Origin of the sequence: Bacteroides sp. AF34-31BH (assembly GCF_003602795.1) — a bacterium.
GTDB lineage: Bacteria > Bacteroidota > Bacteroidia > Bacteroidales > Bacteroidaceae > Bacteroides > Bacteroides uniformis.
On sequence record NZ_QTLV01000002.1, the window covers coordinates 578032 to 599811 of the forward strand.

A 21780-nucleotide genomic window follows, 5' to 3' on the forward strand; every position below is an offset into this window, starting at 1 on the left:
TATAGTATCTTTGCTATCAAATGTGTTTCATACCTAATATATGGCAAAAATAAGAATAAAGAATTTCGGCCCCATCAGGCAAGGCTGTCCGGATGATGACGGTTGGATAGACATAAAGAAAGTTTCTGTATTCATCGGGAATCAAGGAAGCGGTAAAAGTTGTGTCGCCAAATTGATTTCCACTTTCACTTGGATAGAGAAGGCATTGGTCAGAGGCGATTATGCAATAAGTGACTTTTCCGCAGTAAAGTTCAGAAAGACCTATTGCGGATACCACCGTATAGCAAATTACTTTTTTAACAATGCCCACAGCGATGCTGCCGAAATAGAATATGAAGGTGAGGCTTATTCAATGAAATATCAGAAAGGTGACTTTCAGATATCCGAAAAGCAGTCTCGGAAGTATTTCCTGCCACAGATAATGTACGTGCCTGCCGAGAGAAATTTTATCAGTATCATAAAAGAAGCCAAGTCGTTCAAGTCTTTGCCGGATTCGCTGCTGGAATATATTACAGAGTTCAATAATGCTAAGGATGAAATCAAGGATGGCCTGTCTCTGCCGATTAATGATGCAGAAATAAAATATGACAAGCAGCATGACGTGATAAATGTGACCGGAAACGATTATCAGGTGGAACTGTCGGAAGCATCGAGTGGATTCCAGTCACTGGTTCCTCTCTATCTGGTTTCCTACTATCTGGCCAATGCTGTAAGAAGACAGGTTGAGAATCCGCAAAAAATGAGCCATAATGAATCCCAACGCTTTAATGATGCCGTCAAATCCATTTGGGCTGATACGACTCTGACCGACGAGCAGAGAAGGATTGCTCTGTCGGCAGTATCTTCACAGTTCAATAAAACGGCTTTTATCAATATCGTTGAAGAGCCGGAACAAAATCTGTTTCCGGTTTCACAGCGGAATATGTTGTATAGCTTATTGGAGTTCAATAATTATTCAGCAGAAAACAAGCTGGTTATAACCACCCACAGCCCGTACATCATAAATGATTTGTCATTGGCTGTCAAGGCTAAACAAGTTGACACAACGATGGGAGTTGCCGGAACAGAAAGCGATTTGAAGGAATTGGACAGAATCGTCCCGATAAAATCTCTTTTATCTCCGGATGACCTGGTAATATACGAGATAAATAATCGGGGAACTGTATCCAAATTGGCAGATTACTGTGGACTTCCTTCTGATGAGAACTATCTGAATGAACTTCTGGCAGAAAGCGGCTATTTGTTTACGGAACTATTGCAACTTGAAGATAAATATGGAAAATAACGGAAGAAGTGTTTCCAATAAAGAGCTATTCGGGCTATGTGATGATACTCCACCGGCGAGGAATCCCGCTTATATTGACGAGACAGATAAATCCAAATGGATAGGAATTGTCGATAATCCTAATTCAAAACCAATAGGTTTCTATGGAATAGACCATTGCTTGGTCCTGAAAACCGGGAAAGAGGAAGAAACCCAACAGGTGTGTGACGGGTTGCTCCATTATGACGATGAGCTGATTTTTGTAGAATTGAAGGACAGACAATATAGAGGTTGGGTAAAGACAGGCTGTGAACAACTGGCTGCAACCGTAGAACATATAAGTAGAACCTCTTCATTCAAGAATTTTTGTTCCGTAAAGGCCTATATATGTAATAGGCAACGGCCATTTTTCAGTGCAAATTATAACTGCCATATACAGGATTTCAAAAACAGAACAGGACTGGAATTGAAGATTATGAGAAAAATCGCCCTATAAGGACAAAAGCTTTACCACCTCATTTTTTATTCATACATTTGTTTTAATTAAGCAAAATGCCCATCAAACAAAATTCAGCCGTATGAAGTACCCTATTGGGATACAGAGTTTTGAGAAAATCCGTCTTGGTGAGTACACCTATGTAGACAAAACTGCATTGATTCACCAATTGGTCAATACAAGTAACTACTACTTCTTGAGCCGCCCACGGAGATTCGGAAAGAGTCTGCTCATCAGCACACTGCAAGCCTACTTCAACGGGCAGCAGGAACTGTTCAAGGGACTGGAAATGGAACGGCTTGAAAAAGAATGGACGAAATATCCGGTACTGCATTTGGATTTGAACACAAGCAAATACGATGAAAAGAACAGCCTTATCAATGTATTGAACGATACCCTCTGCCAATGGGAAAACATCTACGGAACCGTCTCCAGCGAAGTCAACCCCGAACTGCGCTTCAAGGGAATCATCCGCCGCGCCTACGAGCAGACCGGCCAGCGCGTGGTCATCCTCGTAGAAGAATACGACAAACCCATGCTCCAGGCCATTGGTGACGAAGAACTGCAAAACGAATACCGCAACACGCTCAAAGCCTTCTACTCCGTAATGAAGACGCAGGACCGATATATCCGCTTCGGATTTCTGACGGGAGTGACAAAATTCGGAAAAGTCAGCGTGTTCAACGACCTGAACAACCTGATAGACCTCTCTATGGACCGACAGTTCCAGACCCTCTGCGGCATGACGGACAAGGAGATACATACCTATTTTGAGGAACCGCTACACCGGATAGCCGAAAATTACGACATCACCTACGACGAAGCCTGCCGGCGATTGAAAGAACGGTACGACGGCTACCGTTTCCGCCAGAACGGAACCAACCTGTATAATCCCTTCAGCCTGCTGAATACGTTCCGCTCCCTGGAGTTCGGCAGCTACTGGTTTGAGACCCCACCTACCTTGTGAAACTGCTGAAGGAAGACAACTTCTGCCTGCCCGACCTGACGAGCGAAGGGGTGACTGCAGAGACACTGACATACGTGGAGTCGTTCAAGGATAATCCCATTGCCGTTATTTACCAAAGTGGCTACCTCACGATAAAGGAATATGATGAAGAATTCAACATCTATCGGCTGGGATTCCCCAACAAAGAAGTGGCCGAAGGATTCATCAAATACTTGATTCCCTACTATATGCCCTACCGTTTGCAATAGGTAGTACCGCATGGGGATGAACCTCTCGTTGGAGAAAAAGAGTATAGTCGAGGGAAGATTGAATAAAAATGAACTCTATTTTTTTTTCAAGCACAAAAATAAACCAGAAAGAATTCCTGTACAACCAGCTTTTGCCAAATCTAATCTTTTCTTTATTAAATATAAAAAAGCTCTTTTAGGTACTACTAAAAATAATTGATACCCACAAGCCAAATATTTATCAATGCCCTGACAATTACGCCAAGCATAAATTAGCCGTGAACGGGTCAAATAGTATTCACGAAATGGGGTTTCTTTAGGAATACTCATACTTTCTTTATGGTATACAACTGAAGTAGGTTCGTAAAATAACTTATAACCGACTTCACGCATACGGCGACTCCAATCAAACTCCTCATAAAAGAGAAAATAGACCTCGGTCATCGTCCCAACCTCCTCTATCACTTCACGACGTACCATCATGGCTCCTCCATGTAATACCTCAGTTTCATGCGGAAACATAAAATCCCCACGACGGGAAGGATCAAAGCTCTCCGTTGTATGCTTTAATGTTATGGGCGTCATTTCACAATATCCATAATATTGGATTATATCTGGCTTATATAAGAATACAATACAAGGTGACACCCCTGCAAATGATTTATTTTTCAAGCGATTAACCATATTCTCCAATATTGGTGTTTTTATCACCATATCATTATTTAAGAAGAAAATATAGTCACCTTTTGCGTACTGATATCCTAAATTATTGCCTCCGGCAAAGCCTAAATTCTTATCACTGCTAACAACTATTGCATCTGGACATGTTGCTTTTATCAATTTCACATCATCACCTTTTGATGCATTATCCACAACAATTATTTCGTAAGGATACTCCTCAAATTGATTTAAAGATGCTATCAGCTCGCAAGTATCTTTCCATCCATTATAATTGATTGTTATAATTGATACCATAATCTTCTGTCTAAAAGTGAAACCAACGATGCAATATACTTCGCAAATCAACTCTTACTATACTTTTTACCAATCCTTTTTTCACCATCATCGGCAAAGCATAAAAAGTTAGTAATGGCAATAGTTTATATGTGTTTTTGCTCATAAAATTCCAATGTCTGGGCGATAAAAAACGAATTTCCAAGAAGCTTTGTAGAAAATATTCCTTTTCACTTTCTGCTATTTTAGATGATGCACACACTCTATAAAGATGATAAAGACTCATTTTCAATAAATCCACCAGAGCTCCTGGATAAAAAGGCTGTTCTGCCAATGAATATATATAATCAGCTTTTAACCTCTGAGTTCCCAAATACTGTTCTCCAAGAAATGTCGTATATCCATCTTGTTCTTTGACACTTGTTACAGATAAAGGATTGTATGTAAAAAATAGAGTACAATCAGATATTAGACGACAAGAACGTGCTCTTATAATAACCTGATATGTAAACCAAGGGTCATCAATCAAGTAATGGGGTACACAACATATTTTATTTTTACGTAAAAAATCAGTCCGATAGAGCTTATTCCAAGTTGCGACAAATATATTTTTTCCTTGCCCATAACGATATTGAGCAACAGCATAATCTCCTTCTTCAACTAAAACATCGTCATATTGACATCCACCCGGATATATATTCCCTTGTACATCTTTACGGACAAATGATGCTGCTACAAAATCAACTGGGTGTTCCACCATTTTCCGATAAAGTATCTCAATGCAATCAGGTATAATCACATCATCACAGTCCATTGTAAAAAGATATTTCCCCGTAGCATACGTAACAATGGCATTACGCGCAGCACCAGTCCCTTGATTATGTTTTTGATCTATAATACGTACAGCATTTCTTCTGGGATGCTCTGCTATTATCCGACGAACAATATCCATACTATTACCTTTATCATCTACAAAAATAAATTCAATATTCGGATACGTCTGATTAAGAGCAGACAGCAATGTCCGTTCCACAAGATTTGCAGCATTATATATGGGAATCCCCAATGTTACTTTATCCATACAAAATATCTACTCTTTTTATATTGTGAGTTCTTCAAATAATTGTACCCATCTCGGAACAATCCTTTCAATATCGTATCTATGAACATTTACAGAGGCTTGGTATCCCATAGTTTTACGAATTTCCTCATTTTCAATTACATAAGATATTTTACAGGCTAGTTCCTTGATATTTTGAGGCTCTACTAAAAAACCATCCACTCCATCAACTATAATTTCTTTTGGTCCACACGGACAAGCAAATGACACAACTGGCAATCCATATGCCATAGCTTCTACAATGACAAGCCCCCACCCTTCGAAACGAGAACTTAAAACAAACAATGAACTTGTTTTAAAACATTCGCCTATCTGCAAAGTATGATGTTCTAAAAAGCATGAGTCTTCTAATCCTAAAGAAATCAGCTGTTTCTGCAAATTTTCTCTCAATATCCCCTCTCCATATATATGCATTGTCCAGTCCTTATGCGTATTAGCCACCTCCTTCCAAGCTTTCAACAGCAAATCGAACCCTTTTTGATGCTCATACCTTCCCACCGCAATCACCCGTTTATTCTCGCATCGTGATACCCCATCAGGAATGATAGTTAGTGGATTAGGAATAACCGCCAAATTATGCAGTTCCGTCCAAGCTTTTTCATCTTCATGAGTCAACAGAATAAACTTATCAAGCTTACTTAATGAAGCGATAATATTTTCCCGGTATCTACGTTTTAACCACATCGGCAGGAATTTCGACAAATGTGGATTCATCGAATCCATATAACGGCTCTTATCAACATGATTTTCTGCAATCTTCACACTTCCATCAGTCATACTTGCAATGAATCCGACTTCCCTACGAGTCATAATCACCGTAATATCCGGTTTAATCTGATTCAGACATCTATTCAAACGTTTCTTATGTAGGTAACGTTTATGGAAGAACTCCCAAACACGTCTACAAGGAGAAAAATAATCATCATAGTTAATATTCAACTGATGTACTTTGACAGAAGGATGTAAAGTGAAAAAAGGAGGATATTTCCCTCCATCAGTTGTGACAATATGTATCTCATAGCCCAATTTTTCAGCAAAATAATTTGCTTTGACTGTGAGAACACGCTCCCCACCCCCTGAAACATGAAGTGCAGGATTACAATATACTATTTTTAATATCCTATCCATTGAATCTTATTCAGAGCAAAGATAAAAAAAGTTGTTCATCTTTCTACATACAAACCATTTTATTGTTATTTTTGCTCAATAATACAAGAAAAGATATGCCACATGAATCACGCGTAAAGAAATCATTGCTTAATGCTCGGGTTAATATGATATTCTATTTTCTAAATCTTGCACTATCCTTCTTCTCCAGAAAAATTTTTTTAGATACACTTGGTGCTGATTTTATGGGATTAACCGGTACTCTACTTAATCTTTTAGGATTTCTGAATCTCGCAGAACTGGGCATCGGCATGGCTATAGGATATGTATTATACAAACCCTTATATCAACATGATGAAAATAAAATCAATGAAATAATTTCTGTCTTCGGATACATCTACCGTTGGATTGGACTAAGTATATTAGGAGCTGGATGCCTACTTGCATGTTTTTTGCCATTAATATTTTCAAATACAGAGTTTCAACTATCAGTTATCTATTTTGCCTATTTTTCATATTTAACAACTTCACTTATCGGATATTTTGCTAATTACAAACAAACTTTATTAGGCGCCGACCAAAGAAATTATGTAGTGACTGCATACTATCAAAGTGCTGTATTGCTAAAAACCCTAATACAAATGACTCTAACTTACTATACAGGAAATTACTATCTTTGGATTAGCATGGAGTTAATATTAGGCATAACTTATACTTTTATTCTAAACTGGAGAATAAAAAAAACATACCCATGGCTCCATAGCGAAGTCAAACAAGGAAAATCACTACTCAAAAAATATCCTGAAATCATCAAATACACCAAACAGTTATTCATACATAAGATAGCATGTTTTGTACAATTTCAAACAACCCCTTTCCTCATATATGCATTTGTATCACTGAAAACTGTAGCCTATTATAATAACTATACACTCATTATTGATAAGATAGCCCAACTCATCAATAATCTGCTCAGTAGTACCAGCGCCGGAGTAGGCAACCTTATTGCTGAAGGAAATACCAAACACATTCAAATCGTTTTCTGGGAGCTCTTAAGTTTTCGTTTTCTTATTGCCGGCACAATTTCTTTCTGCCTATATCAACTGACAGAAGCTTTTATTTCACTATGGTTAGGAGCTGAATATATTATGCCTAATCATATTCTATTCTTGATTATTTTCAACTCATTCGTTGGATATACAAGAGGAGCAACTGACCAATTTTTACAAGGATACGGTTTATTTCATGACATATGGGCACCTATTGCAGAGGTCGTAATTAATTTGACTGTAGCAATTATTGGGGGGTATTTATGGGGACTCCCAGGAATATTGATGGGAAATATCACAAGCCTTATCTTAATTGTAGGTATTTGGAAACCTTACTTCCTTTATAGTAAAGGATTTAAAATTTCAGTTATCCATTACTGGGTGAGATATATAAAATATATGATATTAATTATATTACCAGCAATAGTTTGTATATATTTATGGCCAGCACAAGATTTTTCACCTGAAGTTTCTTTCAACAATTGGATTCTATATGCAACTATTTCATGCATAACTTACCTTTTGTTCGCTGTTATACTGTTCTTCTTATTTACACGAAGTATACGTACATTTATTAGACGGATATTACATAAATAACTTCTACTAAAATGCACCAGGTGGACAAAACATTTTCCTTACTTTCAATTTAAACAGTGTAATAAAGAACATATCATACAGAAAAACATTATGGGTCATCAGTAAAAAACGTCCAATTTTATCTATTAAATAATCAGGAACATAATATTTTACAAGGTAGTCCATATTACTTTTAATCAAGCAGCGCAAATGTTTTCTTCGAGTGGTTCCAGAAATAGTATCCAAATAATGATAATCAGATTTCAATGTACGGCAAAACAGTAAATGAATGCACTTAAATATACCTTGTTGTTGCACTGATGTCAGTTTCACATTTGCTATATATTGATTTATAACAGTTTTACATGAAAAAAAAGTTGTATATTCAGATACAAACGGAGTCACTATTTTCGACATAGTGCCTTCATAACTTATATAATTATAATCAGCTTTATTCCCGACCGAAATATAATCACAACATGACATACATTCCAATACAAATAACACATCTTCAGAGAAACGAAGAGCAGTATTAAAACGCAAATGATATTTATTCAAAAAACAACAATCAAATAATTTTGCACAAGCACTAAACATATTGTAAATCTCACTCCCAATAAATAAAGAAGGAATGTCCGCCTGAGTATAAACATGAGAAAAGAAATTAAAAGACTTTATTGCCTTCCCATTTTCTTGACACCTTTTATATCCCTGAACTGTAAATCCTAAACCAATCTGAGAATCAGGAAGTAAGCGATAAAGGTTTATCAAGTAATCAATATCGACATAGTCATCCGAATCAATAAATACCGCATAGCGACCTATTGCATTATCTAATCCCTTATTACGCGCAGCGCTTAAACCTGCATTCTTCTGATGAAAAACACGAATCCGTCGATCTTTTTTAGCCCAATTATCACTGATTACTCCACAATCATCAGGACTACCATCGTCTATTAACAACAGTTCAAAATCTGTAAAGCTTTGTTTTAATATACTTTCTATACAATATGATAAGTACTTTTCTACTTTATATATAGGTACTATTACTGATATTAATGGTTTTTGTTCCATATTTTTCTTATTTACATTCTTATCCATTCTTCCGGTACAACATCATCCGTCTCAAAATAATACCACCAGCGTTTTGGTGCAATAACAATTTTATTGTCATGGGAATTAAGAAAAGCACTCCACCAACTAAATGTAGAATTAGCTATAATATTATGATTGCATGAACTCATTAGAAACATATCTTGCCAAGAATCATTCCCCCTATTACCATCAATATAGAAAGCGTCTTCCAACTTTATATTTTCCTTCACATAATCCATATCATCAGAAAAGACATAGAAAACCGGGGTATCCATATGCTCTTTCATATATTGAATTGCCCTTTCAAAATAATCGTTAGGACAACATTTACTCAATCCTTCAAAATCTGGTTTCAAATAATCACCGCGACGTACATGCAAACTTACACTGTTAGGAGTCTTTTCTATTTGGTTTAAAACATCTCTTGTATAAGAAGAAATCATTCTTTTGTCAAATCGAAATGTATCCAATATCTCTTGCTTGGCATGAACAAAATACAAAGGACTCTGCCAAGTTCCTTTAAAATAGCAATTTTCATGTGGATGTTGAAATACCTCATCATAATATATAAAATTTTCTTTAACACTTACCTCTTTAAAGAAAAGGCTGATTAATTTAAAATAAGGTAATTCCATAGCCCCCAAGAACTCTACTAAACGTATATATATCCTTTGGAAAATATTAAGTCCTTTATAAGGATGTACTTTAAACAATTTATCAAGCTCATATCCATTATGTTCAAAACGTAATTTTTTATGTAATAAGAAACAACAAGCTTCTCTTCCTCTAAAACGCAGTTCACATAAAAATGCGTACTGAAACATAACATTTCCTAATCCCCAACATGGCAATACTATTTTCATAATTTATTTCCTTTTTGAACCAAACATATATACAAATTGTATTTTCAACAAGCCTCTCATCCATAAATCAAAAAACAGATAACAACGATTCAACAACAAAAATCGAGCAATCCGATCTGACAAGTAGTCAGGACGAAAACAATATTTTATCCAATCGGAATATGTCAGTACCAATGATTTCAAAAAAGTTTTTCGTAACTTATAAGATTCTTTTGGTAAACTAACATATAAAGACAGCAAAATACGATGAAAAAATATTTTCAGTTCCTTCCAAACCAATTGTAAATCATCTGCTTTTAGATTATATTCTTGCTGATACAAAATCACTCTATAATAATAATTCTGGAATATCTCACATTCCTCTTTCAACGACTTATTACAAACAGATAACGCCGTATCAGAATATTCTACTCTATATATATAATTGGAAATATTACGTATCAAAATAAAATCAGCATATTGAATATAATCCAATAAAAAGAAAAAATCTTCCAGCAAAGATATTGATGACAAAAATGAAAGACTATACTTTTTTATAATATCTCTACTATATATCTTACTATGAGGATAACCTATATTCTTATCTACTAAGTCTGTCAACACGCGAAATCTGTCCTCTGAAGAAAAATCTAAATTCGGGAAAACAGATGGTTGCATAACTCCATTAGGATATAGTTTTATGACTGATTCTATTACAACCCCACTTCCTTTATGTTCAGACAATTCATTATATAGATCTTCCAGATATGCAGGTAAGATATAATCATCCGAATCTACAAAAACAATATATTTTCCATATGCCTCAGCCAATCCTTTATTTCGTGCAGTACTGACCCCCGCATTTTCTTGATGGAAGACTCTTATTCTCTCATCCTTTTGAGCATACTCTTCGCACATTTCCCCACAACGGTCAGGACTTCCGTCGTCTACCAGCAACAATTCAAAGTTTGTAAATGTCTGTACGAGAATACTGTCAATACACTGTGACAAATATTCTTCTACTTTATAGACGGGTACTATAATGGATATTTCCGGGACATTACTCATATTCGCTCATTTTACACGCAACACAGCCTTCATTTTTATAGAAATCACCAGCAAATAATAGGCTGACTTCACAAAAGCCTTAAAATACAAATAGCCGGCATATGTAGGAAGCGCATAATGGATGTTCTGCAACATCAGCTTCCATACGGGCCGTAACCCCACCATTTTAAACAAAGATGCATACTTTTTGCTCCGAAAGACCAAATAACTTTGATAATAAAAAGATTTATCTTTCGTGAAATACAGAATACGGTCAAAATATTTAGCCTTCAAGTTTTCAAAGAATATGTATATCTGCCGGTTATCCTGCAAGCACCGGGAAGACCGGATAAAATCATAGATATATCCAAGCACCAGCACACGACATTCCAAATTACGCATAGACGGCGCCCGCATGATGGAATCCGGCTGCATAGAATAATAGTAAGTGGTCTCATCAACAACATACATACTTTGAGCCATACATGCCAGCTTGAATGACCATAAATCATCTTCGTGTACGATGCCCTCCTGAAAATAGAGTTGATGCTGCAAAACGAAAGGACGACTCACCAGTTTGTTCCATGCCATGACATACCATTTTTCCTGCACATAATTGGAAAGTACAAGAGCATTCCCTTCATAAAGCCCGGTACCTAATGATAAAGGAGGAGCCCAACGTCTGGCGCCGGTCACCTCATAATTGCCTATCACAAAATTCGTTTGCTTCTGCCTCGCTGCCTCTGCCAAAAGCTCTATTGCATTCGCAGGAATATAATCATCGCTATCCAAGAAGTACAGATAATCGCCCACAGACACTGAAATACCGGTGTTTCTTGCAGCAGAAAGTCCCTTGTTCTTTTCATGCTCCAGGCACCTCACCACTGCTCCGCGCGGATGCGATGATATAAGTTTTTTTACTATCTGCATAGAGCCGTCCGGAGTGCAATCATTCACCAAAATTACTTCCAAATCCTGCCAAGTCTGGTTCAGAACAGACAACAAACATCGCTCTATATACTTGGCAACATTGTAAACGGGAATGATGACAGATACTTTCATAATGCCGAATAAATACAAATTCCCACCCTATCGATATGTTCTTTCAATGCTATATTCTTGATATGGTCATAAACCACTATATCAACAAAATAAGGCAATACCGTTTCATCGAAAGCAACAAGAAGCGCTGACAAGACATCTTTAGAAACCGTTCCCTTTACTGCAATATCAATATCCGAGCCCTGCCTATAATTGCCCTTGGCACGGGAACCAAACAATACAGCTTCTTGCACCTCTGAAAAACGGGAAAAAACGTCCATAATACGTTTCCCATTTATTTCACTCAATCCATATTGCTGCCATAAGACTCTATTCATCTGTCTTTGCTTTAAAAGAAACGTAAAAGTCCTGAAGAAGGAAGAAGTAACGTTCAAAAATATCATTCAATACCCGAATGATTATTTCATCATCATAAATATGAGTATCTTGATTACTAAAATCTTCCATTTCCATGCTTTTCTTACAAAGATAGAAAATATAATTATTGTGGGTACAATACTAAACGTATTTTTCAGAATTTCACCTCCCGTTCCTCCACAAACTCTTCCCACCACACAACAAGCGTCAACAGATTGAAGTATTGCAAAGCCTTGTTCTGCCTATACCAGAACCAACCTCCTGCCTGATCTGCAACTTGTTCATAATCTGCAAGAAACTTCTCCACCGCATCCCGGCGCAGATAATCGCCCATAATGCCGGAAGAAAGGATAAATTCCTTGAAGCGGGCACGCCGTGCCTTGTCGCGGAAGAACAACGGCATGGGTGCAAAACCGCCCTGCTTCTTTTTCGACGTAATGGCTTCGGGAAGCAAAGGTTTATAATGATATTTCAGCAAATACTTGGAAACGGAACGACCGCGTGCTATGTCGAGCACACTGTCCCCCTTGCACTTCAGGCTGACTGGTAACTCCTGCAGGAAACGGAAAAGTTCCATATCCATAAAAGGAAACACCAGATTATTGCCGAACATCCGCGCCATGCGGGAGGCTTTGAATAGAATAACCCGGTTGATGGTGGTCTCCAAATCAGCAAGCTTGGCATTGGTATCATCTGGGGTTACCTGCAAGGTGTCCCGATTATACAAAGTTCCGAAAAAGAAAAGCCTCAGATTATAACTCTCAAAAGAAGATTCCGGCTCTTCCCCCTCTACGCAGGCTGTACGCCAATCTTCTAAAGTGATTTTTCCGTATATCATTTGTTTGCTTATAGACTTATTTGTTTCACGTAAATGCACCTCTTCTATTTTTCGACCACCCCATGCTTTGTATGTATAAAGCTCTTGTTTGCCCCCCGCAGCTTAAAGATATTTCCCGCCATCAGCAGGAAAGTGTAAGGTATCTTTTGCAGGGCCATTGCCAGGCGGCTGGTACAGAATCTTTTGGGAACGGCAACGAGCAATGCCACAGCAAGCAGAACCAGAAGCAGCCACCACTTCAGTCCCCACGTCCAGCGATAAATCGTAAATAGTACGGAAAAAAAGAACGTGAAACCCATCAGCAGCAGACGGGGAATGGAAAGCTGCTGGAAAAGCTTATCGCAGAAGTCCCAGTTGCGTGCAGCAAGTGCTTTCCATAGGAATTTGGCAAAGGTCTGGCAGTAGTGCCATTGTGCCGACAGCCAGCGGCGGCGCTGACGGGAGAAATCACCGGTGTTCTGTATCTTCTCATCGAACACAAAGGTTTCGGGCAGATAATAAAAACGCTTGCCGCGATAGAGCAGGGTCAGCTCCAATTCACGGTCGAAACCGCCCACAGCCTTGATGTCAGCCATCGTATCACGAAACAAGTCATAACGAAACGCCATACCGGAACCGATAAGGGCAGCCGACAAGCCCAGCTTGGCATGCCCCAGACGGAAAATGGTATTGTTGATTTCCTCACTGATGGCATCGAGCAGGGCCATGTCATTGTTCAGGTTCTTGGCACTCCGGTGGGTCTGCACAATCTCGACTTCCGGATTGGCGAAGAGGTCGTTAATATCACTCAGATAATCGTAAGGGATGACATTGTCCGCATCGAGCACCAAAGCGATGTCATAGTCATTGCCGATGGCAGCCATGGCGGCATTCAGAGATTTGGACTTGGTGCTTTTCTCAAAATGCACTTCAACCAGGCGGACAGGAAGCACAGCGAGGGAAGCGTTGGTTTCGGGCTGCATACGGTCCGAAATGACAACCGTATCAAAACAGTCGGCGGGATAATCCTGCTCCAGACATGAATGGACGCACTCGTGTATCACGGCATCTTCGCGGTAGGCAGGAATCAGTATGGCAAAACGCTTGTGTTCCTTGGCTGGAGGGGGCAGAGGCAGGTCACGCCGGCGTGACGCCAGACTGTAAACCAATAGATACAGTATGTTTATTGCAAACCATATGTATAAAAGCCAATCGAATATATTCAATATATGTTCCAAATTCAGAGCTATTTAAGCTTTAGAGTTGCTGCTTGTTTTTAATGGGTATCCGACACAAAGATACAAAAAAGAAGTAGAGTCCGGACAAAATATACAAAAAATGCGAAGAATATAGGAATAAAAAAACGAGCAAGCTCTCACGAACCCCTCGCCCCTGTAAGAAAAGCCTTAAAGGCTTTTCTTTTAAACTGCGTCAATGTTACCTAAAAATCAATCTTTCTCTTTACCTGAAAAATAAAACTTCAATTACCTATTCTGAAAACTTCAAAATCCAATTTTTACCTTTACCTAATTTACCTATTTATTCAAAACATTTAGCTTATGAAAAAAATCTATTTTCAATCCTTTTACCTAACAACTAATATCCTTTATTGAAAACTGTTTTTATTATTTATCAAATCCAAATGCAGTTTCCCAACTGCACTGCAAAGGTAAGTGTTTTATCCGCACGCGCAAAACGCCGGCATATTTTTCGCGCGTTTTATAACATTGTTTTAGAGTTTAAGGGTACAGTTTACACTTATAAACATTTTATTGTTCATCGGGAGTATACTTTCCAGTAAAAAACAAACCACCGAAGCGCCGAAACGCTTCGATGGCTGTCCCCTTTAAACACCTTTAAACAAAATGAATTTCTTCTTTATTTTCTTGCTTCGGCAATATAACCTAACGCTTCTTTACATTTTTCCGTAACATAAGTCCAGTCTTCAGCAGCGACCTTATCCTTCGGGAAGAGTTTGGAACCCATACCTACGCAGAACACACCCGCCTTAATCCAGGAGGTCAGGTTTTCCTGAGTCGGCTCCACTCCACCGGTCACCATCAGCTTGGACCAGGGCATCGGAGCCAGCAAACCTTTCACGAGTTTGACACCAAGCACGTCGCCCGGAAATATCTTGCAGAGGTCGCAACCTGCTTCTTGCGCGAAACCTACCTCTGAAACGCTGCCGCACCCCGGAGTATAAGCTACCAGACGACGGTTACAAATCTTAGCAATCTCCGGGTTGAACAACGGGCCTACAACGAAACATGCACCCAACTGCAAATACAGCGCCGCAGTAGCAGGGTCAACGATGGAACCTACACCCATAGCCATCTCCGGGCACTCTTTTGCCGCAAACTTCACAACTTCCGCAAACACCTCGTGGGCAAAGTCACCACGGTTCGTGAACTCGAACGCACGAACACCTCCATCGTAACAAGCCTTTACAACTTTCTTTGCAACTTCTGCATCCTTATGATAAAAGACGGGCACCATTCCGGTAGAACCAATCTTATTCAATACTGAGATTTTATCAAATTTACTCATCTTTTTATTTACGATTTGACGATTTACGATTTACGATTTACGATTAATATTACTTTACTTTATATCTATTCTTTTTATTTACGATTTGACGATTCAAACTTCCTTTGCTAACCGATTTCTTGTAGTGACAATAGAACTCACTATTATTTTATACAATTCATGCGCCTCTTGTTGCAACCCAAGCAGTTTATTAGCAGGAATCATCTCACTTTCAGCAATAATTTCCAACCAGTGTATAGTTTCATCCAGTTCTTCCTCTACCATTTTCAGTTTATTCAGAAAATCCTTATCAGACTTTCCCAAACAAGCTGCCCTATAATTGGCAGCAGGTGAAGTCCCTGAACGTACTATTTGTTTAGCTATAGCCATTGACGAAATCCGATTAGGCATACAATCTACCATCTTGATTATTCTCAAAGAGAACACCTTCAATCGTATTTTCAATTCCTCCGAGTTCACTGTAGAAGTAATTTCAATCGTACATCGTAAATCGTCAAATCGTAAATGAGCTTAGCGTTGTACTCGTCCGCTTGCATCCCCTCCTGCCAGCGCTTCTACCTCTTCGGTAGAAACAAGGTTGAAGTCACCGTTGATAGTGTGCTTCAAGGCGGAAGCGGCTACTGCAAATTCGAGGGCGGCACCCTGGTTGGGTTTTGTCAGCAGGCCGTGGATGATACCACCTGAGAAAGAGTCGCCGCCACCTACGCGGTCGACGATAGGATTGATGTCGTAACGCTTTGACTCGTAGAATTCCTCGCCGTTGTAAATCATTGCTTTCCAGCCGTTGTGGGTAGCGGAGAAAGACTCGCGCAACGTAGAGATTACGTATTTGAAGCCGAATTCCTTCGCCATCGCCTTGAAGATTCCCTTGTAGCCTTCAGCGTCCGTCTTGCCGCCTTCCACGTCTGCATCGGGCTTGAAGCCCAGACAGAGTTCAGCATCCTCTTCATTGCCGATGCAGACATCCACATACTGCATCAAAGGCTTCATGATGGACTGGGCTTTTTCTTTGGTCCAGAGTTTTTTACGGAAATTGAGGTCTACCGACACCGTAACGCCGTGACGTTTGGCAGCCTCGCAAGCCAGGCGGGTCAACTCGGCGGCCTTGTCGGAGATGGCGGGAGTGATACCTGACCAGTGGAACCAGTCTGCACCTTCCATGATGGCATCGAAATCAAAGTCCGCCGCATCTGCCTCGGCAATGGCAGAGTGTGCACGGTCATAGATTACCTTACTGGGACGCATGGAAGCACCGGTCTCAAGATAGTAGATACCTACACGGTCACCACCACGCGCAATGAAATCCGTCTTTACGCCATACTTGCGCAATGCGTTGACAGCCGACTGGCCTATTTCATGTTTCGGCAACTTGGTTACAAAATAAGCATCATGTCCGTAGTTGGCACAGCTGACAGCCACGTTGGCCTCGCCGCCGCCATATACCACATCAAAAGAGTCGGACTGCACAAAACGGGTGTTTCCCGGAGTAGACAGCCTCAGCATGATTTCACCTAATGTAACTACTTTCTTTCCCATAATCTTTCTATGTTTTATTTTAATATGAAATTAATTTGTTTCCTTTCAATTTATCATTTCGAGGTATAAACAGAACTTAAACACCTGAAACTATGGAGAGTAAATCAAAATAACATTCGTTCTTCACAGTCTTCGTGTACGGGCACAAAGATACAACAATTTTTGAAATACAAAAAATTATCATATATTTGTATCGAAAATATTAAGATTATAATTGTGTGCGAGCACAAGAAGATGTACGATGGGACGATTTACGATTAGACGATTGAGATTACATTGTAGAATCGTAGCCAAAGCAACATCAATCGTACATCGTAAATCGTTAAATCGTAAATATACAGATGGAAAGAGTCAGAATAAAGGATATCGCCAAGATGGCCGATGTATCCGTGGGAACCGTCGACCGTGTGATTCACGGGCGTAGCGGTGTGTCCGAGTCCAGCCGGAAGCGGGTGGAAGAAATCCTGAAACAACTGGATTACCAGCCCAATATGTATGCCAGCGCACTGGCTTCGAACAAGAAGTACGCATTTGCCTGCCTGCTGCCACTGCACGAGAAAGGCGAATACTGGACAGACGTGGAGACGGGCATACACAACGCCGTAGAGACTTACTCTGACTTCAACGTGGCCGTGCACCTCTCCTACTATGACCCGTATGACTATCATTCATTCGCGGAAGCCTCCGGACAGATTCTGGCACTGGAGCCGGACGGAGTGATGTTTGCCCCCACCGTTCCGCAATACACCAAGCCCTTCACGGATGAGCTGACGCAACATAATATACCTTATATATATATAGACTCCAACATAAAGGAAGAGCCCGCCCTCTCCTTCTACGGGCAGAACTCGCACCAGAGCGGATATTTTGCCGCCCGCATGCTGATGCTGCTTGCCGGAGAAGACGCGCAGGAAATCGTCATCTTCCGCAAGATAAATGAAGGCATCGTGGGGTCGAACCAGCAGGAACGCCGCGAAATAGGTTTCCGCGAATACATGCAGGAGCATCATCCCGCCTGCCGCATCTGGGAACTGGACCTGCATGCCAAGCGCGACAGCGAGGACACACTGATGCTGGACGAGTTCTTCCAAGAGCATCCTACCGTAAAGAACGGAATCACCTTCAACTCCAAAGCATACATCATCGGGGAATACCTGCTGAAGAAGCAGAAAAAAGACTTCAACCTGATGGGCTATGACTTGCTGCAACGCAACGTAGACTGCCTGAAACAAGGAAGCATCTTCTTCCTCATAGCACAGCAGCCCACCCTGCAAGGATTCGACGGCATCAAGGCCTTGTGCGAATACCTGATTCTGAAAAAGGAAATCACAAGGGAGAACTTCATGCCGATTGACTTGCTGACGAAGGAGAATATAGAATTCTATTACAATAAATAATAAGGATGTACGATTGGACGATTTACGATGTACGATTGAAAATGCCATGCCCGCAAGAAAAAGCAACTATCGCAACCGTAAAACAAAGCAAACTTCAATCGTACATCGTAAATAGCTAAATCGTAAATAACATGATGGAGGCAAAGTACCTGAAAATCAACCCTGCCGACAATGTTGCAGTGGCTATCACAGCACTCCCGGCCGGTGAAAAACTCACGGTGGACGGAAAGGAAATCACCTTGAATGAGGATGTTCCTGCCGGACACAAATTTGCACTGAAAGATTTTGCGGAAGGCGAAAACGTCATTAAATACGGATATCCCATCGGCCACGCCCGGAAAGCGCAGAAGCAGGGGGATTGGATGAATGAAAACAATATCAAGACCAACTTGTCCGGGTTGCTGGAATACACTTACAACCCCGTCAACGTAGACCTCAATACTACAACTCTAAACCTCAATACCGGCGCGCCAAACCTGACCTTTAGAGGGTACAAACGTAAGAACGGCGACGTAGGTGTGCGCAACGAGATATGGATTATTCCGACAGTGGGCTGCGTGAACGGAATCATCAACCAGCTTGCCGAAGGCCTGCGCCGCGAAACGGGCGGAAAGGGCGTGGATGCCATCATGGCTTATCCCCATAACTACGGCTGCTCCCAGTTGGGCGACGACCACGAGAATACAAAGAAAATCCTCCGCGACATGGTGCTGCATCCCAATGCGGGAGCCGTACTCGTGGTAGGCTTGGGGTGCGAGAATAATCAGCCGGATGTATTCCGCGAGTTCCTGGGAGACTATGACCAGGAGCGCGTAAAGTTTATGGTGACCCAGAAAGTGGGTGATGAATACGAAGAAGGAATGGAACTGCTGCGCGAACTTTATGCCAAAGCCATCCAGGACCAGCGCGAGGATATTCCCTTAAGCGAACTGCGCGTAGGCCTGAAGTGTGGCGGTTCGGACGGTTTCTCCGGTATCACCGCCAATCCGCTACTGGGCATGTTCTCCGACTTCCTCGTAGCACAAGGCGGTACCAGCGTACTGACGGAAGTGCCGGAAATGTTCGGTGCAGAAACCATCCTGATGAACCGCTGCCGCACCAAAGAGCTGTTTGAGGACACGGTGAAGCTGATTAATGACTTCAAGGAATATTTCCTTTCACACGGTGAACCGGTAGGTGAAAACCCGTCTCCGGGAAATAAGGCGGGAGGCATCTCGACATTGGAGGACAAAGCCTTGGGATGCACACAGAAATGTGGCACGAGCTACGTGGAAGGGGTACTTCCGTATGGCGAACGCCTGAAAGTAAAGGGACTGAACCTGCTGTCTGCTCCGGGAAACGACCTTGTAGCCGCCACTGCCCTTGCCTCTTGCGGATGCCACATGGTGCTGTTCACCACAGGACGCGGAACGCCCTTCGGAACCTATGTGCCGACCATGAAGATTTCCACCAACTCCACTCTGGCAAAGAACAAGCCGGGCTGGATAGACTTCAACGCCGGAGTTATCGTCGAGAACGAACCGATGAAGAAAACCTGCGAACGCTTCATCGAGTATATCATCAAAGTAGCAAGCGGTGAATTCGTGAACAACGAAAAGAAAGGCTACAAGGAAATAGCCATCTTCAAGACCGGAGTAACTTTGTAAGGTGAAAATTGAAAGGTGAAAGGTGAAAATTAAAGGCTGATATATGGAGGGCGGGACAAAACCATTTTGTCCCGCCCTTTGTTTTTTATACCTTTGCAGCAAAATTGGCTTATATATTTACGATTTGACGATTTACGATGTACGATTGAAGTTTGTATTGTACAACAACCATTCTACGATTTCAAGAGTTATATCAATCGTACATCGTAAATCGTCAAATCGTAAATCCCCAATCGTAAATCGTAAATTATGTCAGCAACAACCGATACAATCTCCAAACCCAAAGGCGGCTGGTGGGCACTCAGCCCGTTGGCGGTGTTCCTTTGCCTCTATCTAGTGACTTCGCTCCTGGTGAACGACTTCTATAAAGTCCCCATCACGGTAGCCTTCCTCGCCTCGTCCTGCTATGCCATCGCCATCACGCGCGGCCTGAATCTGGAACAGCGCATCTATCAGTTTTCCGTAGGCGCCAGCAACAAGAACATCATGCTGATGGTATGGATATTCATCCTTGCAGGAGCATTCGCCCAAAGCGCCAAGCAGATGGGCGCCATTGATGCGACCGTAAATCTGACCCTACATATACTGCCGGACAACCTGCTGCTGGCGGGCATCTTCATTGCCGCCTGCTTCATCTCCCTCTCGATAGGAACAAGCGTAGGAACTATCGTCGCACTGACTCCCGTAGCCGTGGGACTGGCGGAAAAGACGGGCATCGACCTGCCCTACATGGTCGCCATCGTGGTGGGAGGCTCGTTCTTCGGAGACAATCTTTCCTTCATATCCGACACCACCATTGCATCGACCAAGACGCAGGACTGCGTGATGAGGGACAAGTTCCGCGTCAACTTCATGATTGTAGTCCCCGCAGCGCTTGTCGTGCTGGGCATCTACATCTTTCAAGGACTGTCCGTCTCCGCCCCGCCCCAAGTGCAGACCATCGAGTGGATAAAGGTAATCCCCTACCTCATCGTGCTGGGCACGGCCGTAGCAGGTGTCAACGTCATGCTGGTACTGCTGCTGGGCATCCTCTCTACTGGAATTATCGGTATCTATACCGGTACCGCCTTTTTCGACTGGTTCGGAGCCATGGGAACGGGCATCACCGGCATGGGCGAGCTCATCATCATCACCCTGCTGGCCGGAGGCATGCTCGAGACCATCCGCTACAACGGCGGCATCGACTTCATCATCTCCCGGCTGACCCGCCACGTCAGCGGCAAGCGGGGAGCCGAATTCAGCATCGCCGCCCTGGTCGGCATCGCCAATCTGTGTACCGCCAACAACACCATTGCCATCATCACCACCGGCCCCATAGCCAAGGACATCGCCCTCCGCTTCCACCTGGACCGCCGGAAAACAGCCAGCATACTGGACACCTTCTCATGCCTCGTGCAAGGCATCATCCCCTACGGAGCGCAAATGCTGATAGCCTCCGGACTTGCCGGCATTTCACCCATCAGCATCATCGGAAACCTGTATTACCCCTTCTGCATGGGAACATGCGCCATACTCGCCATTCTGCTGAGATACCCCAGGAAATACTCGGGAGAAGGATGAGTGACAAGTGATGAGTTATGGGTGACGTTGTGTGAACATTTAAAAAAACACCCCTCGTGCCAACAAATAACTCATAACTCATAACTCAAAACTCAAAATCTTTTCTTACCTTTG

Annotated in this window: 18 protein-coding genes and 2 pseudogenes; 7 read left to right on the forward strand and 13 right to left on the reverse strand. The window is 41.6% G+C overall.

What is annotated here, in order from left to right:
* The first annotated feature begins 40 nt into the window (after positions 1-40).
* From DWZ67_RS06010 to DWZ67_RS06020, 3 genes and pseudogenes are all read left to right on the forward strand, one after another.
* Positions 41-1285, forward strand: a complete 1245-nt coding sequence (locus tag DWZ67_RS06010; protein WP_057089603.1) for an AAA family ATPase — start codon at positions 41-43, stop codon at positions 1283-1285.
* Positions 1275-1760 carry a hypothetical protein gene (locus DWZ67_RS06015; protein WP_133302937.1) on the forward strand — a complete coding sequence of 162 codons (486 nt, stop codon included), beginning with the start codon at positions 1275-1277 and terminating at the stop codon, positions 1758-1760. Before DWZ67_RS06010 ends, DWZ67_RS06015 begins: the two co-directional genes overlap by 11 nt.
* An 82-nt stretch (positions 1761-1842) precedes the next feature.
* Positions 1843-2954, forward strand: a pseudogene (locus DWZ67_RS06020) (AAA family ATPase); the annotation flags it as partial.
* A 96-nt stretch (positions 2955-3050) separates the two neighbouring features.
* On the opposite strand, the gene DWZ67_RS06025 reads toward DWZ67_RS06020, so the two are convergent.
* From DWZ67_RS06025 to DWZ67_RS06035, 3 genes are read right to left on the reverse strand one after another with little or no spacing between them, the layout of a single operon-like run.
* The gene (locus tag DWZ67_RS06025) at positions 3051-3929 is read right to left on the reverse strand and encodes a glycosyltransferase family 2 protein (protein ID WP_035458057.1); all 879 of its coding nucleotides are present in this window, start codon (positions 3927-3929) and stop codon (positions 3051-3053) included.
* A gap of 10 nt (positions 3930-3939) precedes the next feature.
* Complete coding sequence (locus DWZ67_RS06030) at positions 3940-4989, reverse strand: glycosyltransferase family 2 protein (RefSeq protein WP_016273917.1); 1050 nt, start codon at positions 4987-4989, stop codon at positions 3940-3942.
* An 18-nt stretch (positions 4990-5007) separates the two neighbouring features.
* Complete coding sequence (locus DWZ67_RS06035) at positions 5008-6156, reverse strand: glycosyltransferase family 4 protein (RefSeq protein WP_120138365.1); 1149 nt, start codon at positions 6154-6156, stop codon at positions 5008-5010.
* Positions 6157-6251: 95 nt separating this feature from the next.
* Here DWZ67_RS06035 and DWZ67_RS06040 point away from each other — a divergent pair, with 95 nt between their 5' ends.
* Positions 6252-7781: a lipopolysaccharide biosynthesis protein gene (locus DWZ67_RS06040; protein WP_061412363.1), complete on the forward strand. Its 1530-nt coding sequence runs from the start codon at positions 6252-6254 to the stop codon at positions 7779-7781.
* A 6-nt stretch (positions 7782-7787) separates the two neighbouring features.
* Here the strand turns inward: DWZ67_RS06040 and DWZ67_RS06045 are convergent, their stop codons facing one another.
* From DWZ67_RS06045 to DWZ67_RS06095, 10 genes and pseudogenes are all read right to left on the reverse strand, one after another.
* Positions 7788-8834: a glycosyltransferase family 2 protein gene (locus DWZ67_RS06045; protein WP_016273921.1), complete on the reverse strand. Its 1047-nt coding sequence runs from the start codon at positions 8832-8834 to the stop codon at positions 7788-7790.
* An 11-nt stretch (positions 8835-8845) separates the two neighbouring features.
* The gene (locus tag DWZ67_RS06050) at positions 8846-9718 is read right to left on the reverse strand and encodes an alpha-1,2-fucosyltransferase (protein WP_061412361.1); all 873 of its coding nucleotides are present in this window, start codon (positions 9716-9718) and stop codon (positions 8846-8848) included.
* A gap of 3 nt (positions 9719-9721) precedes the next feature.
* Entirely contained in the window at positions 9722-10765 is a 1044-nt protein-coding gene (locus tag DWZ67_RS06055) for a glycosyltransferase family 2 protein (protein ID WP_016273924.1), read from the reverse strand.
* Between the two features lie 6 nt (positions 10766-10771).
* Positions 10772-11806, reverse strand: a complete 1035-nt coding sequence (locus DWZ67_RS06060; protein ID WP_016273925.1) for a glycosyltransferase family 2 protein — start codon at positions 11804-11806, stop codon at positions 10772-10774.
* A complete protein-coding gene (locus DWZ67_RS06065) occupies positions 11803-12123 on the reverse strand; it encodes a nucleotidyltransferase domain-containing protein (protein ID WP_016273926.1) in 321 nt (106 codons plus the stop codon). Before DWZ67_RS06065 ends, DWZ67_RS06060 begins: the two co-directional genes overlap by 4 nt.
* Positions 12124-12317: 194 nt before the next feature.
* Positions 12318-12848: pseudogene (locus DWZ67_RS06075) on the reverse strand (asparagine synthase-related protein); the annotation flags it as partial.
* Positions 12849-13045: 197 nt separating this feature from the next.
* A complete protein-coding gene (locus tag DWZ67_RS06080; protein WP_016273929.1) occupies positions 13046-14218 on the reverse strand; it encodes a glycosyltransferase in 1173 nt (390 codons plus the stop codon).
* A gap of 640 nt (positions 14219-14858) precedes the next feature.
* Positions 14859-15527 carry a bifunctional 4-hydroxy-2-oxoglutarate aldolase/2-dehydro-3-deoxy-phosphogluconate aldolase gene (locus DWZ67_RS06085; RefSeq protein ID WP_057089614.1) on the reverse strand — a complete coding sequence of 223 codons (669 nt, stop codon included), beginning with the start codon at positions 15525-15527 and terminating at the stop codon, positions 14859-14861.
* Between the two features lie 93 nt (positions 15528-15620).
* Positions 15621-15986: a four helix bundle protein gene (locus DWZ67_RS06090; RefSeq protein ID WP_080650799.1), complete on the reverse strand. Its 366-nt coding sequence runs from the start codon at positions 15984-15986 to the stop codon at positions 15621-15623.
* Between the two features lie 51 nt (positions 15987-16037).
* Positions 16038-17063 (reverse strand): sugar kinase, encoded by a 1026-nt coding sequence (locus tag DWZ67_RS06095; protein ID WP_005837352.1) that lies wholly within the window; start codon positions 17061-17063, stop codon positions 16038-16040.
* Between the two features lie 341 nt (positions 17064-17404).
* On the opposite strand from DWZ67_RS06095, the gene DWZ67_RS06100 reads away from it, so the two are divergent.
* The 3 genes from DWZ67_RS06100 (at position 17405) to DWZ67_RS06115 (ending at position 21666) form a co-directional block, all read left to right on the forward strand.
* A complete protein-coding gene (locus tag DWZ67_RS06100; protein WP_005837354.1) occupies positions 17405-18460 on the forward strand; it encodes a LacI family DNA-binding transcriptional regulator in 1056 nt (351 codons plus the stop codon).
* Positions 18461-18594: 134 nt separating this feature from the next.
* A complete protein-coding gene (locus tag DWZ67_RS06105) occupies positions 18595-20106 on the forward strand; it encodes a UxaA family hydrolase (RefSeq protein ID WP_120138392.1) in 1512 nt (503 codons plus the stop codon).
* Between the two features lie 249 nt (positions 20107-20355).
* The gene (locus DWZ67_RS06115) at positions 20356-21666 is read left to right on the forward strand and encodes a Na+/H+ antiporter NhaC family protein (RefSeq protein WP_057097860.1); all 1311 of its coding nucleotides are present in this window, start codon (positions 20356-20358) and stop codon (positions 21664-21666) included.
* Positions 21667-21780: the final 114 nt, after the last annotated feature.

What these genes read in the sequence shown, in the direction of transcription:
- DWZ67_RS06010 (WP_057089603.1), top strand. Translation starts at nt 41, where the DNA reads ATGGCAAAAATAAGAATAAAGAATTTCGGCCCCATCAGGCAAGGCTGT.
- DWZ67_RS06015 (WP_133302937.1), top strand. Translation starts at nt 1,275, where the DNA reads ATGGAAAATAACGGAAGAAGTGTTTCCAATAAAGAGCTATTCGGGCTA.
- DWZ67_RS06025 (WP_035458057.1), bottom strand. Translation starts at nt 3,929, where the DNA reads ATGGTATCAATTATAACAATCAATTATAATGGATGGAAAGATACTTGC.
- DWZ67_RS06030 (WP_016273917.1), bottom strand. Translation starts at nt 4,989, where the DNA reads ATGGATAAAGTAACATTGGGGATTCCCATATATAATGCTGCAAATCTT.
- DWZ67_RS06035 (WP_120138365.1), bottom strand. Translation starts at nt 6,156, where the DNA reads ATGGATAGGATATTAAAAATAGTATATTGTAATCCTGCACTTCATGTT.
- DWZ67_RS06040 (WP_061412363.1), top strand. Translation starts at nt 6,252, where the DNA reads ATGCCACATGAATCACGCGTAAAGAAATCATTGCTTAATGCTCGGGTT.
- DWZ67_RS06045 (WP_016273921.1), bottom strand. Translation starts at nt 8,834, where the DNA reads ATGGAACAAAAACCATTAATATCAGTAATAGTACCTATATATAAAGTA.
- DWZ67_RS06050 (WP_061412361.1), bottom strand. Translation starts at nt 9,718, where the DNA reads ATGAAAATAGTATTGCCATGTTGGGGATTAGGAAATGTTATGTTTCAG.
- DWZ67_RS06055 (WP_016273924.1), bottom strand. Translation starts at nt 10,765, where the DNA reads ATGAGTAATGTCCCGGAAATATCCATTATAGTACCCGTCTATAAAGTA.
- DWZ67_RS06060 (WP_016273925.1), bottom strand. Translation starts at nt 11,806, where the DNA reads ATGAAAGTATCTGTCATCATTCCCGTTTACAATGTTGCCAAGTATATA.
- DWZ67_RS06065 (WP_016273926.1), bottom strand. Translation starts at nt 12,123, where the DNA reads ATGAATAGAGTCTTATGGCAGCAATATGGATTGAGTGAAATAAATGGG.
- DWZ67_RS06085 (WP_057089614.1), bottom strand. Translation starts at nt 15,527, where the DNA reads ATGAGTAAATTTGATAAAATCTCAGTATTGAATAAGATTGGTTCTACC.
- DWZ67_RS06095 (WP_005837352.1), bottom strand. Translation starts at nt 17,063, where the DNA reads ATGGGAAAGAAAGTAGTTACATTAGGTGAAATCATGCTGAGGCTGTCT.
- DWZ67_RS06100 (WP_005837354.1), top strand. Translation starts at nt 17,405, where the DNA reads ATGGAAAGAGTCAGAATAAAGGATATCGCCAAGATGGCCGATGTATCC.
- DWZ67_RS06105 (WP_120138392.1), top strand. Translation starts at nt 18,595, where the DNA reads ATGGAGGCAAAGTACCTGAAAATCAACCCTGCCGACAATGTTGCAGTG.
- DWZ67_RS06115 (WP_057097860.1), top strand. Translation starts at nt 20,356, where the DNA reads ATGTCAGCAACAACCGATACAATCTCCAAACCCAAAGGCGGCTGGTGG.